Consider the following 16,924-nt stretch of genomic DNA (forward strand, 5'->3'; position numbering starts at 1 on the left):
CCGCCGGTCACTCCTTAAACGCAATTGAACGAAGCTTCTCGCGAAGCTCCTCGATACCTTGAAGCTGCAACGATGAGGTGAAGAAGATTTCGCTCCCCGTGGAGAGCGACTGCCGCAGCAGCTTGACGGCTCTGTCGCCATCCGCTCCTTCCGCATCCATCTTCGTGATGACGCCAATAGCCGGAATAGGAAATCCGCCGGAGAATCCGGGTGGAAAATAGTTCCGTTGACGCGTCGCATCTTGAACGAGCACCAAAGCGCATGCCTCATGCGATGTAGCCATTAAAGCGCGGTAAAAGAGCGGGTTCTCGCTGTATTCGCCCGGCGTATCGATCAGCCAATCACGATAAACGAGCGACTGCGTCTTCCGTGCGGGATCTTGCTCGCCGAACAGCCTCTTAATCAACGTGGACTTGCCCGAGCCAATGGCGCCGATGATCATAATCTTCTTCGCGACGGTCATCATCAGGATCTCGTTAAAGGCGCAATGGTGAACGCCAGTTTCTCAGCCAGAAATATATTCACCGCTTCGATTGCCATGCTGACGGCCGATACTTCGCCGACGATGACGAGCGACCCGGTAAATCGGTCTAAGTAACCGATGCTGACATGCGCCGCCTTCGTCGCGATATCTGCGGCGATGATGGCGGTTTCCGTCGGCGTCAGCGTCAGAATGCCGATGGCGCTCGCTTCCTCAATGCCGAGCTTCGTGTACAGCATCGGATCGGGATTCGCGATGACATGAGCAAGCGTCAGCTGCTTGCCCGGCACATATTCCTGGATGACGCGCTGCTTCGGTGACTCCATCATTCATCCTCCGATCCGTCTTGCGGCGTTACAACGTCGAAGCTGTCGACAATGCCGACAACCATGGCGTCGATCGGGACATTTTTGCCGCCGAACAGCGCTCTTGCCGGGCTCCCGCGAGAAATAATGACACGCTCGCCTACCCCAGCCCCGATCCGATCAACGGCGATAACCGCAGACCCTTGCGCATGGCCGGCAAAATCAACGGGCTGAACAACCATCAGCTTCAGATTATCCATTCCTTCCTCCTTCTGGGTCGCCCAGACGCTTCCGATCACCTTCCCGTAGAACATTGGCTGCTCACCCTTCATCCCGGATTTGGACAACGATGCCTTTCTCTCTCAGCACATCTCTGGCAAGCGGCGATACAATCGTCCCTCTGTTCACGAGAATGGCCGTGATGCGCCTGTTTCTTGTCTGCTGACTGACCCAATCGGCGGATAGGAATTTCCCATCGAAAAGCTCGGTACACGCCGGCGGCGATTCGGCGGCGGCGACTTCGACCTTCTCGCGGCTTATGCTGCCATTCATCTCAACAGCTGCGCGACCTGCTCGTTGTAGAACCCATTCCGCCAGTTCTTTTGCCGGAGCGAATTCAACGCCGTACATGTGCATTTCGCTCTTGTAGTAGCTGAACAGCTTCTGATAAGGCACCGGCAAAGTCAATTCCTTCAGCGTGCGCCGGTCAGAACGCGAGAGTCCGGAACCGTCGTCGCCCACCACCACAAACTTCCCCATCACGAGCGCCGCGAAAATAATCTCCGACCTCACCGTTCCCTTCATGCCAAGCGCAACCCGTCCGGCATCGCCTAAGTCGATCTCCGGGATAACGATGCCGTCATAGTCCAATGGTATTTCAATCGGAGCAGGTGCAGATTCGTCGACGGCGATCGTTCTGCCAAGCCCGCTTGACTCTACTTTATGCATGCCAAGCCATCCCGATGTTACTCCATCGAGAAACAGCCGATCATAATGAATCCCATTCTTCTGCAGCAGGATAAAATGATCCCGATACGCTTCGTGGGCCGTGCTGTCGCAGAAGATGTACAGCACTTTCGGAGACCGCTTGGCCTCTTGTACCTGCATCGTGCCTACGAGCTCACGAACGATCGCTTCCACCAGCTGCTTTATCTCCACTTGACTCACCTCCTCGTACCAACGCCTGGGACAATGATGCCGTTTTTCCCGATGACCCTCACCATATCGCCTGTTTCCAATCCGGCAGCATTCGCTTCATCCCGGTCGATGTGCAGCTCAAGCGCGAATCGGGCATCCACCCGTACGATAACATCCGGATAAATAAGCGGTCGTTCCGAGTCCGTCTGCAGCATGATGCGATCGCCGTGAGCAACCTGAAAATCCGCCGCTTCCGCCACCGACATATGCACATGTCTCTTCGCGATGATCAGTCCCTCCGGAAGGACGACGGTACCAACCGGCCCGATGACCGTGACACCGGATGTGCCGGTAAGGTCGCCGGATAATCTCGCTTTCGGCTGAAGACCCATCGTATGACCATCCGTGCGAGATATCTCCACCTGCGTGGCAGCTCGAATCGGGCCGAGAATGCGAACATTCGGAATGGCTCCTTTAGGACCGGCAATCGTGACCGTCTCTTTCGCAGCGAACTGCTTCGGCTGAGACAGCTCTCTTAGCAGCTGCAGCTGATATCCGGTGCCAAACAGGACTTCTAGATGCTTCTGGCAGAGGTGCACATGGCGGCCTGACACGCCTACAGGGATCACTCGATCTATCGCGCCGCCTTCGAGCAAATTAGCTGCCGCCTTCAAGGCGTCCGACTGTTTAAGCAGCGGAATCCCTCTTGCTCTCAAGAAATCGGCGGCGGCCGGCGTCAGTATGTCACCTTGTTCAACCGGATAAGGGTTCGGGAGTCCCCGGGCCAGTCTCGCACGCAGCGACGCTTCCGTAATGAGTCTCATCGTGAGCGGGGTCAGCCTTCAAGCTTCGGCAGAATAAATTCGATATCGGAATGCGGACGCGGAATAACGTGAACCGAGACGAGCTCGCCGACTTTCTCGGCGGCGGCCGCACCGGCGTCCGTTGCCGCTTTTACCGCGCCGACATCGCCTCTGACCAGCACCGTAACCAGTCCGCCTCCAACATGGACTTTGCCGACCAGTCTTACGTTTGCCGCCTTCACCATCGCATCCGCTGCTTCTATGGAGCCGATCAATCCTTTCGTCTCGATCATGCCAAGGGCCGTGAGTTCGCCTGCCATTGTTCATTCCTCCTTATTGGTTGAGCTCAATTAGAGCTTCATCTGGGAAAGCACGCTCTTCACGATCGCTAACACTTCTTCTCTGGAAATACCGACAGCGAGGCTGCCCGCAACCTGTTCGGCGAGCTGTGCGGCAGCGGGTTCCGAGGATGGCCTCTCGCGAATGCCGAAGGCCACCCGCTTCACATTCATCACATGCTGCGGCCCGATATTATCCGATGTAATGTTATGCCCGAGCGATCCGCAGCCGAGCGTCATGGATGGCTGAATGCCGGTCGTCGCACCGATTCCGCCGAAGGTCGTCCCCGCGTTGACGATGATACGCGAGGCGGGAAGCATAAGCCCGAATGCCTCGATAATTCGCTCATCCTCGCAATGGATGCCGAGCGTATGTCCGAGTCCTCCCAGCTCAAGAAGCTGCGTGCAGCGGCGGCTTCCTTCCTGCCAATCGTCGACGGCGTACAGCGCCAGGATCGGCGTCAGCTTCTCCACCGACAGCGGATACTGCAGTCCGACGCCGGTTTCTTCCGCAACCAGCACGGTTGTATGCTGCGGGACTGAGATACCGGCCATCGCCGCAAGGACTTGCGGCGATTTACCTACGATCTTCGGATTCAAGCTTTTACCGTTAGCCGACATGATGATGCTAGCGACTCTCTCCTTCTCCTGCCCGCTCAGCATGTGCGCACCGTGCCGTTTCAGGTCATCGGCTAGCTGCGATTTCACTTGCCGCTCGACCACAATTGCTTGCTCGGAGGCGCAGATCGTGCCGTAATCGAAGGTTTTGCTCTGCACAATTTGACTGGCTGCACGCACGAGATCCGCGCTATGGTGCACAAAGACGGGAACATTTCCCGGGCCGACACCATACGCAGGCTTGCCTGAACTGTAGGCAGCCTTCACCATCGCAGAGCCGCCGGTCGCAAGGATGACATCCGTCAGCTTATGCTTCATCAGCTCCATGCTCGCTTCGACCGATGGGTACGACAAACATTGAATCAATCCCGCCGGAGCGCCTGCCTGCTCCGCCGCCTGCCGCATGAGCTTCGCCGCTTCTTGCGAGCATCGCAGCGCAGCGGGGTGCGGGGAAATGACGACGGCATTCCTTGCTTTGAGCGCGATTAAGCTTTTGAAGAGGACCGTTGATGTCGGGTTGGTTGATGGAACGATGGCAGCGACGACGCCGACAGGCTGCGCCACTTCCCATACGCCCCGCTCTTCGTCCTTGCCGATGATGCCGACGGTCTTCATAGCCTTGATCGCCTCATAAACATCGCGCGCCACAAAGAGGTTCTTCGCCTTCTTGTCGGGGATGTTTCCGAAGCCGGTTTCCTCAACGGCCAGCTTGCCGAGCCGTTCCGCATGCTCCTCGGCAGCAGAAGCCATCGCCTCCACGATGCGATCTACTTGAAGCTGTGTCATAGACTCGTACTGCTTTTGAGCTTCCTTCGCTTCCTGCAGACAATAGCGCACTTCCTGGATCGCTTGCAAATCCACGTCCAGCTTCATGCCGAATGTTCACCTCCTCCTGCCAAATCCGGAGGCAGCAGCGAATCTATGAATTGGGCGATTGCAGCATCCGGCCTCGCGATGACATGGACGCCAAGCAGCTTGCCCACTGCCCGTGCTGCCTGTCCGCCTGCATCTACGGCTGCTTTCACCGCCGCGACATCGCCGAGGATGCAGAGGGTGACCATGCCGGCATCGATTTTCTCATACGCCGTCACCCGCACATCGGCTGTCTTGGCCGCAGCATCTGCAGCCGCAAGGAGCGCGGGAAGTCCATAGGTCTCAATCATCCCCAGTGATTGCAAGGACTGTTCCATATCCGCTCACCTTTGCTTTCTCACAGTTTGATGGGTCTCCCGGTGATCTCCGCCACCGCCTCGGCGAAGGCCTCGGCTGCAGCCATGCAAGCGGATTGACTGCCCGTCAATAATCCGCCGGCGAAGTTTGTTTCCGTCGGCGGTCCGTAGAACGTACATAGCCTCACATCCGCAGCCTTCAGCGCGGCATCCAAGCCGCAGACCGCTTCAAGCGGCGGCGCGATGAGGTAAGCTAACGGCTCCCCTTCCGCTATATTGGCAACGCCGGATAGATAAGAGCCGGTTCTGGAGATGACATGCGCATAGTACGCGTGTGTCCCTTCCTCATTCAGGGCATAAAAGCAGCAGGCTCCGCTCTGCATCAGCGTCACGGCCGCTTCCAGTCCGCTCGTCACTTCAGCCGGCGAAGCCCCGCCAATCATGCCGATAAACTCCCCCGACAACGGGCCGGATGCATGTGAGGAACCGGCGTAGAACGACTTGGCATACACCACTTCAACAGCCGCTTTCTTCGTCGCTTCGTCAATTGCGGTATACCCGACATCATCAATGGTCGAAGTAAGGAGTCCGATGCTCCGCGTGCTCGGCTTCAGACCGAGCTGTGCAGCCAGTCCCGAATCCACATTCGGAATGACCCTGACAGACAGCGGAATTGCGTATAGCGGTCGTCGCTGCTGCGTTTGCCGAATCACCCGAATCCCCCCACTCCCATCGTTGCTTGCCGAGAAGTCGCAGGCAGACAGAAAAAGCCTAGGTTGAAAGCGTGCCCCGCACGCTCCCTGCCTAGGCTCCATTGCCTAACTGTCTATGCTTTTGTTAACAAGATATGCCTTCGCCTGCTGCCCTATTCCTTCACCGAGCCCATTGTTTTGACAAGTAGTTGGATCAGTTCGTGCATGGACCGAATCGGATTCATTTCTCAAAAAGCGATTGGAAGAAGCCGTAAAAGTTGGTAATCGGGATGGCCTGAGTTTGTTGGACAGCGGAGGGGATTCGCGATAGACTGGCGGAAGCGCTCGGGGACTTCTTGATAGAGAAACCCGCCGTTTTCAAAACGGCGGGTTTCTTCTTGGTTTGCGGGTTTGTATAGGGGCAATTTTCTTCTAACGGTTGTCAGCGTGGCTATTGAACGGCTTTTGCAAGTCTAACGGTAGTGAGCATGGTTATTCGCTTTCTTAGCTATTGAATCGCGCGAATACCCGGCCAATGCTTCCAAATATCGGTCATCGGAGCTCTCCAATCCTGCTCGTGCTCGAGATGCGAGACTCGGAAGAAGATCGCGTATCTCGTGTTAGGCGATGCATTCATGGCTACCGTATGAGCAAGCTGATAGTGAACGAGGAACACGTCACCGGGCTCTCCTAAAGTCTGAACCGGTTCGGGCAGCTCGACCGGAGGCATGCCATTCAACAAAGCATCCGGTGTATGCTCGCGGAAGTACTGCTCATAAATCGTATGCGTACCCGGCCAGACCGTAAAATTACCGGCAAAGGGTTCACGCACCGGACTTAGCAGTACGCCGACAAGCATGGAGAAATTGCCAATCGTGCCTTCCTTCACCCCATTGGTCGGTGTATACATGCCGTCTAGGTGAGGTTTATTGATGACCGGCGGATCCTGCAGCAAAGGAAATCGCAAGGCGATCTGGCCGCCCGTGACCGGATGGGACATCCCTTCGCCGAGCAGCTCCTCTACGTAAGCTTTAATCGGCGTGTCGTTAAACAACCCGGTAATCGGCGGCTTGTCGGAGAGCTCCGGGCAGTAGGATTGCGCGCGAAAAGTAGGCATCATCTCTAGCGGCATCCCTTGTCCGACGGAGTGATTAATATGCTTTAACGCGTGGTCGATCATGACTTTGGGAATGGCGCCTTTGATATGAATATAACCTTTGGTGAGCATGGACTGTTTCTGTTCGTACGTGAGCTTCATTACGATAGTTCCTCCTTATCGCGATTCGTTTCACGAGGTCGAGTTCTCTTCCAGATTTATACATGTCTCCCTCGATAATCATCATAAAGGACTGGCGGAGTTCTGCCAATAGTTCATAAGATAGGATTGGCCGATTAATAGACTGTTATCGGACTTTACTATGAAAATCGCAATCCAACGAATGGTCATCCACCATGCCGCAGGCTTGCATGTAGGCATAACAAATCGTCGAACCGACGAACTTAAAGCCGCGCTTCTTCAAATCCTTGCTCATGGCATCGGATTGCGGAGTGGTTACCGGAACTTCACTCTTCGTGGGCCAATGATTCCGAATCGGCGCGCCGCCGACGAATTGCCATATGTACGCATCGAAGCTGCCAAACTCCTCTTGAACCTTCAAAAAACATGTTGCATTCGTAATGGCAGCTTGGATCTTTAGCCGATTCCGAATAATACCGTCGTTAGCCATCAACTCTTCTACCTTCGCCTCGTCGTATGCCGCCACCTTATGGGGATCAAAGCCGTCGAATGCTCTCCGATACCCCTCGCGTTTCTTCAGCACGGTATACCAGCTTAATCCGGCTTGTGCTCCTTCCAGTACCAGCATCTCGAACAATTTACGATCCTCATGCTCAGGAACTCCCCACTCATGATCGTGGTAATCGATATATAAAGGGTCTTCATTGACCCAGGCGCAGCGTGCTGTCATAGGTTCCAGCTTCCTCTCGTAGTCGGCTCCGTGCAGTCAGCCATTGATCTGTATGCCAAAATCATAATCTGCCGTATTCTTCTCCAACCATACTGCCGACAGACGGTATTTATAATATCCCGGCTCGCTTGGAAGGTCAAAACGGAATTGATTGGGTTCACCTATCAATTCTTGTTTGTCATCGTCCGTGTACATAGTTAATGTAAACTCCTCGGGATTAATCGGAAACTTAACGGAGATTAGATCACCGCGCATGGCCTCGATTGCTTTATCCTTGATCATCTTGTTGTATGCTGCCGGCTCCGGAGGCCGCACAGACTCCTTCTGCCCGCGAACCGAACCAACAATAATGCGCCAATAAATAGTCGACATTGAACCCTTCTACAGTAATCGTAGGCCTCACAGGTTCGTCCGGAAATTGTGAGCCGGATGTACATCCGGTCAGTACGATAACCAGTAAAAAAGCATACAGCAGCAAGAACAATTTTCGCCCCATTCTCTCTCCCCCGCATAACTTCGGATGTCTTCCTATTCAGAGACGCAGACTTGGCCAAAAAGTTACAGAAAAACCCGCCAGAATCAGGCGGGTATGGCTTCTACCGCTATGACAAAGCCTTCTTCTGTAAGGCGCCTTGAATCACGTTGCGAATGAAAGCTACTTCTTCCGCATTCAACGGGTTGCCGGCTCCTTGCGCATTGGACTCTACTTGCTTCGCATTCTTAAAGCCCGGGATGACACAAGCATTAGGAGATTGAGCAAGCGCAAACTGAATCGCTACCCGCACCAAGTCTTGGACTTCCGTGCCGAACCGTTCCTTGATCGGTTGCAGACGCTCGCGTATTTCCAGCAGTCGCTCTTTGGTATAGGAAGAGTTGGAAGCCCGAACATCCCCTTCGCCGAATTTCGGCGGGTTTTCCGGATCGAATTTATCCAGCAGCAGCCCCTGTGCAAGCGGCCCGAACAATACCATCCCGATATTTTGCTCATCTGCCCATTGAAACAGATTCGTGTCCGGCTTATCGAAAGAATTGCCAAACGCATTATAGTGGAACTGCAGAACATCCGGACGCGTAACCGGGCAGACACGCATAAAGTCGCTGTAGCCGTAACCGGACTGACCGATGACACGCACTTTGCCTTCCTTTTGCAGCTCGCGCATGGTTTCGGCCGCTTCCTCCAGATAGAGATCGTTCGGTCCAAAATTCGTATTATGGAAGAAATGAAGATCCAAATAATCCGTTCCTAAATTCATGAGCGATTGCTCCAGCTGATGACGAATGTGAATGGGCTGCATCGCGTTTGGCGCTGTTCCGCGGAACCAGCCAACTTTGGACGCAATCACGACTTGATCACGCGGAACTTCTTTTAGAAACCGTCCGAGAACACGCTCCGAATGGCCGTCCCCATAGACATCCGCCGTGTCAAAATGATTGATCCCCAGCTCAAAAGCGCGGTTCAACCCGGCGATGGACTCATCATCATCATTACCGGACCAACCTACTGCCTCACCGTCACGCCACGAAGGTCCGCCAATTGCCCAGCAGCCTAAGCTGACCTCGCTTACCCGTAAACCGGAACGCCCAAGAACACGATATTCCACTAGATCACAACTCCTTATGATGGTTTGAATTGGATGAACACCTTCATGAGAAACTATATACAAGTTATAGACTGCTAGGAAGTACGCACATTATGTTCACCTACTTCCCTTAAAGTAACTACCCGTTACTAATAAAACTCCCTTCGGTTTCGAACAGGGCTTTACAGCGACAGTTTCGTATGAATTTCCTTCTTATGGATAAAATATGCAAATCAAGCATCTTATCCGATCTGCATTGTTCAGTAAGAGGGGGAAATTCAACCGTGAAAATATCGCCCACAGGAGACGCGCATGCAGACTTATTTAGTGACATTCAAGAAAATGAGCAGCTTTTTAAACGCGTCTTTCTGAACTGCTCGGATGTCTCGTTCCGGGAAATTACAACGGACGGCAAGGTAAGACTGCTCTTAATTTACGTGGCCAACATGGTGAATGCGGAAGAACTCAATACGAATATCTTAAAACCTCTCTTCTACGAAGGACTGCCGCAAGGTTTGGACTCCGTTAACAGCATCTCCCAAATGCTCGAACAATCGCGGTTTTCCGTCTTGCATGTTATGACTAGTTCGAATGTTAGCGGGATCGTGGAATGCGTATTGCGGGGACATGTGGCGATCTTGGTTGACGGCGAAGCGTCAGCTATAGTGGCAGATGTGACCAACTTCGAAACCCGTACAATCGGCGAACCCTCGGAAGAGGCAACTCTTCGCGGCTCCAGAGAAAGCTTCACGGAGCTGTTGACCACCAATACGACGATGATGCGCCGCATTTTCGCCACGCCGGACTTGAAAATGGAGCAGTTGACGCTCGGAAAATATACGAAAACCGAAGTCGTCATCACCTATCTCGAAGGCGTCGTTGACCTATCCGTTCTGGATGAAGTTCGCAAAAGGGTCAAACGCATCCGCATAGACGGCATTCTGGAATCGGGTTATATCGAAGAATCCATTGAGGATACCCACTTCTCTCCTTTCCCCCAAATCCTGAACAGCGAACGACCCGATGTCGTTGCCGCCGGACTTCTGGAAGGCAAAGTAGCGATCTTGACGAACGGAACGCCGATCGCGCTTATCGTGCCCATGACCTTCTGGGCTGGCCTGCAGGCGCCGGATGATTATTTTGAACGGTTCCTCTTCGTCACGTTAAACCGATGGATTCGCTATATGTTTGTCCTTATCTCGGTCTTCCTGCCTTCCATCTATATCGCCCTGACGGATTTCAATCCGGAGATGGTTCCTGCCAAGCTCATGCTAAGCATCGCCGCGCTGCGCGAGAAAGCGCCTTTCCCGACAGTGATCGAAGTGTTCATGATGGAATTCGTATTCGAAGCGCTGAGGGAGGCCGGAATCCGTCTCCCACGGCAGATCGGTCCTCTCGTCAGCATCGTCGGTGCCCTGGTTATTGGTGAAGCAGCCGTTCGGGCCGGCATTATTTCCGCACCGATCGTCATCATCGTACCTGCTGCAGGCATCTCGTCGTTCGTCATTCCAAGGTACAGCTTCAGTTTCCCCATGCGGATCCTCCGCTTTCCCATGCTCATACTCGCCGGTTTGTTCGGGTTGTTCGGGATCGCGATCGGGATTATCGCCATTCTCATCCATTTGATTCATTTACAGCCGTTCGGTACGCCCTATCTGTCTCCGGTTGCACCGCTTAAGAAAGGTAAGCTAAAGGACGTATTGATGCGTTGGCCCCACAAGCTGACCCGAAAATCCGAACCCGTTCCGGAGGCGGACCACCCATGATCAAGGCAGCCAAAATTGGTTTCGTTATGCTCTTCACGGTCCTAATCGCAACCGGTTGTTGGAATCTCGAGGAACCGGATCAACGCGCCTTCGTTATGGGGACGGGGATGGACCTGAACAAGGATGGCAAATACATGCTCAGCACGCTGATCGCAATACCGGCAGGTATTGGCGTAGAAGAGGGGAATACCACCCAGAAGAGCTTCCGGGTATTGGCCTCTACGGGCAAAAACAACTCGGATGCGGCGCAGAAGCTGCAAGCCCAATTATCGCGCAGCTTGTTCATCGGCCATCGTGAAATCGTTCTGATCGGCGAGAAGATGGCCGAGCATGGGATAGCTGATTTGGTCGATGAATTTTTCCGCAACCCCCAGTCGGAAGCCAGATCCAAAATTTTTGTCGTGAAAGGCACGCAGGCGAAGAACGTCTTCGAAATCAACTCCATGTTCGATCCCTATATCACGTCAACGCTCTATGACGAGCAAGCCACGCTAGGGTTGAGAAACTTTTATTTCGCTGCCTTTATGTACGATGCCTTGGGCCAAGGCACACAGCCCCTGCTGCCGGCGCTCACTATGAATCGGAAGAAACACTACGTCTATTCCGGATTCGCGATCTTGGACAAGGATAACGATCTCAAGCTGGCGGCATATTTGAATCCAGAGGAATCCTTCTATACGAATTGGATGAAGAGAAGAGTCAATAATTACTTCATGACTTCCACCGTATCCGGATTCGAGGGAACCTTCAGTATAAAGCTGAGATCCCTGAATCGGCGAATTCAGACGAGCGTGCGGGGTAATCGAGTAAAAGTCGATATTCAGCTGTCCGGAGCCGGCGTTCTCGTTGAAAATAATACGAATTTGGATCCGTCCACGGAAAGCCATCTCTTGCTGATTCAGAAGTCGATGAATGAAAGTTCCAAGAAAATCATTGAACAGTTGGTAGAAAAAGCGCAAAAGCAAATCAAACTCGATTTCTTCGGGTTTGGCGAAATTGTACATCATCAGCATCCCGCCCAATGGAAAGCGCTGCGGACGAAATGGAACGTGATATTTCCGCAAATCGAGGTGTCGGTACGCGTCAATCTTAAATGCAAAGATTTGGGTGAAACCAACTCTACAATCTACCGCTAATGTCAGGAGGGATGCACTTGAAAGAGATGAAATTGTCAGGCGTGCAGGTCATGTGGATTTTCGCGACGGTTGAAGTCGTGCTGTTCATCTGGGGAATGATAACGCCGTCGATTAATCTAAGCAAACAAGACGCATGGATAACCATGTTAACCGGCGGCGCAGTGGCAATGGCTTTAACCGCGATCGTCGTCCGTTTGTGCATGCTGCATCCTCGCCAAACACTGGTCGAATTTAGTCAGGCCCTTCTCGGAAAGTGGCTGGGAAGGGCAATCGTCCTTCCTTATTTCGCGGTATGGTTTGGGCTGAATGCTGCCGCGCTTCGATTGTTTGGCGATTTTATCCATCTCATTATGCTCGACAAAACGCCGGTTTGGCTGATCATGCTGCTCATGACCGCATTAATGATCTACATTACGTACTGCGTTGGCATTATGGGCATCGGAAGGTTTTGCGAAATCGCCGGACCAATTATGGTGCTTACCCTGCTTGTCGGCTTTAGTCTGAATATCGTCGATATTAAATGGCATTATATTCTACCGATCATCAATGATTTCGGATGGGGCGCCATTATGAAGCATTCTATTCAGCCTGCTTCGTTCCTTGGCGAATCCTTGATCTTCTTCAGCATCCTTCCATTTCTGGAGCACCCGAAACAAGCCTATTCGAAATCGCTGATTGCCGTTGGCATGACTGCTGTGCTGGCTTGCCTTGCAACGACATTGGTCTTGCTCGTCTTCGGACCGGATGTGTCGGCTAGGATGCGATATCCGTACTTTATGCTCGTACGCTCCATCAATCTCCTCGATTTCATCCAAAACATGGATATCTTCGTCATCTTCATTTGGGTCTTCGGCTTGTTCGCCCGGATATCGTTATATTTGTTCATCACGAGCTATGAGGCGGCACGCTGGTTCCGCGTGAAGAGTTGGCGGACCTTCATTTGGTTCGGAGCGCCAGCGATGTATATTATGGCACTGTTCATTCCGAACGAGGCCATCATGAATTCCGTGAATTTTTATTGGCAAACGATCGCATACCCTATCTGTTCGATCGGGATCCCTCTGCTGCTGCTGCTCGTTTCGGCTTTTCGTAAGAAGACGGTGCAAATGTAAAAAAGTCTGCCGCAATCGTCGGCAGACTTTTTACATTTGCATTTATTCTGAGATCCGGAGGATGTCCACTCTCTCTGCATGACTTATCCTCTCCGCGGTTCCCATTTAACTCTGACAGGTCTAGCCCTGATTGCCTTCAACGGCGATTAGCAGCACCGCGGCGGCGAGGCCCAGACGGCGATCAAGCTTGTCATTATGATCGTCGGAGAAATTAAGGTTTAGTTTCTGGACAAACGGATTGAAGTTTTGTTTGAACTCAGCGACCTTCGTCCCGTTCACCACTACGTTGTAATGCTGAGGAATTAAATTCGTCAGGAATCTTCGCAGAAGCGCAAGCAGCGCGTTATCTTCCTTAATCAAGCCGATCTCTTCCTCACTCGGGCTCAATATCGCCCATTCATCCTTTAATATCGACTTCATCCCCTTACGTCGAAGAGAACCTATTTTATACCCGGTTTCGACATCGACCACATCGAAGATGGAGGAAAAATCAATGACGCTTCGCGCGTGAATGGTAACTAACTCATCTTGCATCGTTTCATCCCCGTAAAGCCGGATGTCTTCCTTTAGCTTGAAGGCTTTCATCTTCGAGAACAGGACCGGTTTCTCATTGTTGTCGAAAATATCGATTTTAGCGCCAACCAGAGAAAGGATTTGTTTTCTAACCACGTATTGCTGAAGATTGAATTTCGGATTCAAGTCCTCGCCCCCTATAAGTGTACCTACTCTCAATGATTGTACCAGCTATTGTGATTTTCCGGTATATGGATACCTGAAGCGATTTACATAATCTTAACAAGCATTCATCGAAACTTCCCCACTGCTCGGACGTTTAACCCTTTCGGAGGTGAAAATCATGAAAAACAAAATCGTTAAGTATTTACCGATCACTGCTATCATCCTATTACTAGCAATGATCGGCACGGCGTGCGGGAGTAATAACACCAACAATTCCGCTGAGAACTCTTCGGTAAACGCTTCGGCAACGGATTCTTCAACCGCTGATAACAACACTGCGTCGACGGATTCGGCTGCCGCTAACAATGGCTCCTCAGCAGACGAAACGGTTACGCAGGAAGACGCGCCCGTCGTTATGTCCGGTGTATTCAACGGAGTGGTTGGCGACAAGACCATTGAAATTGAAACCGGCGTCGGCTCGCTCTCCTATCAGGTCAGCAGTGAGATTGCCGACAAAGTATCCAAGTGGGAAAAAGGCATCAATGTAAAGTTTGAGTACAAAGAAGACACCATTACCACAATCGATAAAGAGTAAAGGCTGCGGTGATGATTAATTAACAAAGGGACCGTGGAGCACTTCTCCGCGGTCCCTTTTGTACGCATCCCTTCAACCTACTCTGGCGCCGTGAGCAAGGGCAAGCATGACCGTTTGCTCCCTATCCATTCTCAATCCCGCTAGGTTGAGCGATTTAAAATCCACGCCTTCCATCTTGGCCCCTCTTACATCCGCACCCTGCAGCTTCGCTTTGGCCAATATCGCCATCGTCAAATCACTATCTCTTAAGTCGGCCTTTTCCAAGTTGGCTCCGGATAGGTCGGCTTCATAGAATTTAACTCCGCGCAAATCCTGCCTGATCAAGGAGGCGTGTCTCAGATTGGTATAGGACCAGTCACCTTTAATAATCGAGATTCCATCCATAGTGGAGCCGGTGAAATCTGAGCCTGTCATCTTGCATGACTCGAATTTCGATACAAACAGGTTAGCTCCGTTGAAGTTGCAATTCTCAAATGCGGTCTCATTATGAATGGAACCATTTAGCAGGGCTCCTCGGGAGTCAAGGACCTGTCTGTTCCCCATGATTAGTCAAGTGTATTATTTTTCTTTCATCTGTAACGAACAGCCGTAAGCACGGCCTCTACGTCCGATGATTTACCAAATACGATCCAATGATCCGAAATGAGGGGATTAATTTGCGGCCCTTCTCCAGAAACAACCGTTTCGGTTCCCATGTCCAGATCTGCTAAATAAATGTCTGAGTTGTGGGATTCGGATCCGACGTCATGCGTAGATGAACCGTTTCGTTCATCCATCCAGGCGACGAAATGACCGTTAATGACGGGGGTTCGTTGAGCCGCATCCAAATGGGTCACTTGGGTTGTTTTTCCTGTACCTATATCATGGACGAAAACATCGCCTGCATAGGAACCGTTAAAAACCTCCCAAGTTACGAGGCTGCCCGATACTTGAGGCCGACCTTCCTTATAGTCTTCCGCAGCGATGGGGGTGGTTTCTCCTGTTTCGATACGGTATAGATAAATGTCCGTGTTGTTCTCCGGCACATTCTCGCCGGCTCGCAGCACCCTTTTCGTCACGCGATGCCCGTTCTCCCAAACGACATTTCCGGCATCGATATCCGGATTCGTATGACCGCCGCTCTCCGAAGTAATCGTCTTCTGTTCACCGGTGTCGATATTATACAAGACGAGCTGCCAGTGGGACGGATATTCCTTGATCGCGTCGGTAGCGTTATCCATCCAAACGATGTAGTTTCCCCAAATCTTCGGGTTGATCTGCGCCGATGGATCCGTTGTCAACTGCCGTTCCTCTCTCGTGGACAGATTGTAGAGAAAGATATCGGCATTCGCAGCATCGTAACTACCCAAATCGCCTAGCGGCGTTTTCTCGTTCCGCAAATCCGACCAAACCACGAAGTTACCCGAAATATCGAAGCCCGCATCGTCCTGGACGGGAATCGATGCCAGTTGCTTATTCGCGAGAAGATCGGTTACCGTCAATTCTCCCTTGTCTCTTGTGACCAGGCGATCTCCGTCAAGCGAGCCTTGCCAACCGGATATTTCGCGCTTCTCCAGTGGTTGGAAGGAGTCACCTTTCGCTAAATCACCAGGCTTCGACGTCGTTGACCCGCATCCGGTCATAGACAGCAACAGTACCAGAAAGGCGCTGATCGCCATAGGGTATCTTTTGCTCATAGTAAGGTCCCCCTCACAGCATCTTTTGCCATACTAGACGTGTAAGCCAGCTGCAAGGTTACAGAGCCAGACAGAGCTCCGACTGAATGGACTACGATTTCACAGCTCCCTCCACCGGTTTATTTCATTTGACATATAATCAGCAAACGCAACGAAAGCTTCCTTATTACCTACAAATTCATTGGTGATGCCGTTATAATCTTCAAGACAATAAGTGAGAACAGGATGAAATTTAAGAGGTAACACTTGAAGCGCCCACTCGCCGCCTTCTTTCTTAGAAGCAACGAAATCTTCACGTAAAAACATGAGAACTCTGCACATATTTAAGGTGAAGTAAGTAGGGGAGTCACTAATATCCTCAGCTGCCGATGAAATATCAGTTAGAATTGATTGTAAATAATAACTTCTGTCGATGGGTTGAAACATTTCCTGAATAGGTCGACCGTACAGAGTGATTCCTCGCTGATACGTAACCGTTAGATGTGCCGCTAGGTCATCGTCAGCAAAACCACCGCAAATGTAGTCCTCGTCAGTCTGATACCTTTCCCGATGATCATCCGAGTAATGCAATTCAAAGGGAGAAGGATGGACAAACTCCTGTACATGAGCTTCCAGCAGAATGCTTAACTCAATCCCACGTCCGCTTGGCAGATCATCATGAAGGATTAATAGTCTGTTTATGATTTCCTTTTGTTGCGCTCCGGTTAGTTTGTCTGTTGCAACAACAAGCAAGTCTATGTCGCTTTTCTTCGGATTAAAGCAACCCATTGCCAAAGAGCCATGCAAGTAAACACCTGCTAGATTTTCCTTCAACACTGTTTGAAACATAGTGGTTATTTTGTGTAAGTATACGTCAGTCTCCATCGCTCTC

At 51.8% G+C, this 16,924-nt stretch carries 20 protein-coding genes and 1 pseudogene; 4 read left to right on the forward strand and 17 right to left on the reverse strand.

Going from position 1 to position 16,924, the window contains the following annotated elements; genetic code table 11:
• Positions 1-7: 7 nt before the first annotated feature.
• The 13 genes from I8J30_RS08475 to I8J30_RS08535 all read right to left on the reverse strand — a co-directional run bounded on the left by I8J30_RS08475 (position 8) and on the right by I8J30_RS08535 (position 9,111).
• Positions 8-466: a EutP/PduV family microcompartment system protein gene (locus tag I8J30_RS08475; RefSeq protein ID WP_210657148.1), complete on the reverse strand. Its 459-nt coding sequence runs from the start codon at positions 464-466 to the stop codon at positions 8-10.
• On the reverse strand, positions 466-807 hold the full coding sequence (locus I8J30_RS08480; RefSeq protein WP_210657595.1) for a BMC domain-containing protein: 342 nt from the start codon (positions 805-807) through the stop codon (positions 466-468). The genes I8J30_RS08475 and I8J30_RS08480 overlap by 1 nt, the downstream gene beginning before the upstream one ends.
• Positions 807-1,100, reverse strand: coding sequence for a EutN/CcmL family microcompartment protein (locus I8J30_RS08485; protein ID WP_210657150.1), 294 nt, complete (start codon positions 1,098-1,100; stop codon positions 807-809). The genes I8J30_RS08480 and I8J30_RS08485 overlap by 1 nt, the downstream gene beginning before the upstream one ends.
• Before the next feature lie 7 nt (positions 1,101-1,107).
• Positions 1,108-1,944 carry a hypothetical protein gene (locus I8J30_RS08490; RefSeq protein WP_210657152.1) on the reverse strand — a complete coding sequence of 279 codons (837 nt, stop codon included), beginning with the start codon at positions 1,942-1,944 and terminating at the stop codon, positions 1,108-1,110.
• Between the two features lie 5 nt (positions 1,945-1,949).
• Positions 1,950-2,747: a phosphate propanoyltransferase gene (gene pduL, locus I8J30_RS08495; protein WP_210657154.1), complete on the reverse strand. Its 798-nt coding sequence runs from the start codon at positions 2,745-2,747 to the stop codon at positions 1,950-1,952.
• A gap of 11 nt (positions 2,748-2,758) precedes the next feature.
• Positions 2,759-3,046, reverse strand: a complete 288-nt coding sequence (locus I8J30_RS08500; RefSeq protein ID WP_090981122.1) for a BMC domain-containing protein — start codon at positions 3,044-3,046, stop codon at positions 2,759-2,761.
• A gap of 30 nt (positions 3,047-3,076) precedes the next feature.
• On the reverse strand, positions 3,077-4,555 hold the full coding sequence (locus I8J30_RS08505; RefSeq protein WP_210657155.1) for an acetaldehyde dehydrogenase (acetylating): 1,479 nt from the start codon (positions 4,553-4,555) through the stop codon (positions 3,077-3,079).
• Positions 4,552-4,872: a BMC domain-containing protein gene (locus tag I8J30_RS08510; RefSeq protein WP_210657158.1), complete on the reverse strand. Its 321-nt coding sequence runs from the start codon at positions 4,870-4,872 to the stop codon at positions 4,552-4,554. The genes I8J30_RS08505 and I8J30_RS08510 overlap by 4 nt, the downstream gene beginning before the upstream one ends.
• Before the next feature lie 20 nt (positions 4,873-4,892).
• The gene (gene eutL / locus I8J30_RS08515) at positions 4,893-5,564 is read right to left on the reverse strand and encodes an ethanolamine utilization microcompartment protein EutL (RefSeq protein ID WP_338044833.1); all 672 of its coding nucleotides are present in this window, start codon (positions 5,562-5,564) and stop codon (positions 4,893-4,895) included.
• A gap of 487 nt (positions 5,565-6,051) precedes the next feature.
• A complete protein-coding gene (locus I8J30_RS08520; protein ID WP_210657161.1) occupies positions 6,052-6,801 on the reverse strand; it encodes a phytanoyl-CoA dioxygenase family protein in 750 nt (249 codons plus the stop codon).
• A gap of 145 nt (positions 6,802-6,946) precedes the next feature.
• Entirely contained in the window at positions 6,947-7,510 is a 564-nt protein-coding gene (locus I8J30_RS08525) for a DNA-3-methyladenine glycosylase I (RefSeq protein WP_210657163.1), read from the reverse strand.
• 36 nt (positions 7,511-7,546) lie between these two features.
• Positions 7,547-7,882: a hypothetical protein gene (locus I8J30_RS08530; protein WP_210657165.1), complete on the reverse strand. Its 336-nt coding sequence runs from the start codon at positions 7,880-7,882 to the stop codon at positions 7,547-7,549.
• 230 nt (positions 7,883-8,112) lie between these two features.
• Positions 8,113-9,111 carry an aldo/keto reductase gene (locus tag I8J30_RS08535; protein ID WP_210657167.1) on the reverse strand — a complete coding sequence of 333 codons (999 nt, stop codon included), beginning with the start codon at positions 9,109-9,111 and terminating at the stop codon, positions 8,113-8,115.
• A 263-nt stretch (positions 9,112-9,374) separates the two neighbouring features.
• Between I8J30_RS08535 and I8J30_RS08540 the strand changes: the two genes are divergently transcribed.
• Genes I8J30_RS08540 through I8J30_RS08550 form a run of 3 tightly spaced genes read left to right on the forward strand, consistent with a single transcriptional unit; the run spans position 9,375 to position 13,104 of the window.
• Entirely contained in the window at positions 9,375-10,856 is a 1,482-nt protein-coding gene (locus I8J30_RS08540) for a spore germination protein (RefSeq protein WP_338044834.1), read from the forward strand.
• Entirely contained in the window at positions 10,853-11,992 is a 1,140-nt protein-coding gene (locus tag I8J30_RS08545; protein WP_210657171.1) for a Ger(x)C family spore germination protein, read from the forward strand. The genes I8J30_RS08540 and I8J30_RS08545 overlap by 4 nt, the downstream gene beginning before the upstream one ends.
• Positions 11,993-12,018: 26 nt before the next feature.
• Positions 12,019-13,104 (forward strand): GerAB/ArcD/ProY family transporter, encoded by a 1,086-nt coding sequence (locus I8J30_RS08550; protein WP_240547992.1) that lies wholly within the window; start codon positions 12,019-12,021, stop codon positions 13,102-13,104.
• A gap of 120 nt (positions 13,105-13,224) precedes the next feature.
• Here the strand turns inward: I8J30_RS08550 and I8J30_RS08555 are convergent, their stop codons facing one another.
• Positions 13,225-13,803, reverse strand: coding sequence for an LURP-one-related family protein (locus I8J30_RS08555; protein WP_210657175.1), 579 nt, complete (start codon positions 13,801-13,803; stop codon positions 13,225-13,227).
• A gap of 157 nt (positions 13,804-13,960) precedes the next feature.
• On the opposite strand from I8J30_RS08555, the gene I8J30_RS08560 reads away from it, so the two are divergent.
• Complete coding sequence (locus I8J30_RS08560; protein WP_210657177.1) at positions 13,961-14,377, forward strand: hypothetical protein; 417 nt, start codon at positions 13,961-13,963, stop codon at positions 14,375-14,377.
• A gap of 72 nt (positions 14,378-14,449) precedes the next feature.
• Here I8J30_RS08560 and I8J30_RS08565 read toward each other — a convergent pair.
• The 3 genes and pseudogenes from I8J30_RS08565 to I8J30_RS08575 form a co-directional block, all read right to left on the reverse strand.
• Positions 14,450-14,899 (reverse strand): annotated as a pseudogene (locus I8J30_RS08565) (pentapeptide repeat-containing protein); the annotation flags it as partial.
• Between the two features lie 47 nt (positions 14,900-14,946).
• On the reverse strand, positions 14,947-16,053 hold the full coding sequence (locus I8J30_RS08570; RefSeq protein ID WP_210657180.1) for a hypothetical protein: 1,107 nt from the start codon (positions 16,051-16,053) through the stop codon (positions 14,947-14,949).
• A 99-nt stretch (positions 16,054-16,152) separates the two neighbouring features.
• Complete coding sequence (locus I8J30_RS08575) at positions 16,153-16,917, reverse strand: aminoglycoside adenylyltransferase domain-containing protein (protein WP_210657182.1); 765 nt, start codon at positions 16,915-16,917, stop codon at positions 16,153-16,155.
• Between the last annotated feature and the right edge of the window lie 7 nt (positions 16,918-16,924).

The organism is Paenibacillus lignilyticus, from assembly GCF_017942085.1.
Classification (GTDB): domain Bacteria; phylum Bacillota; class Bacilli; order Paenibacillales; family Paenibacillaceae; genus Paenibacillus_Z; species Paenibacillus_Z lignilyticus.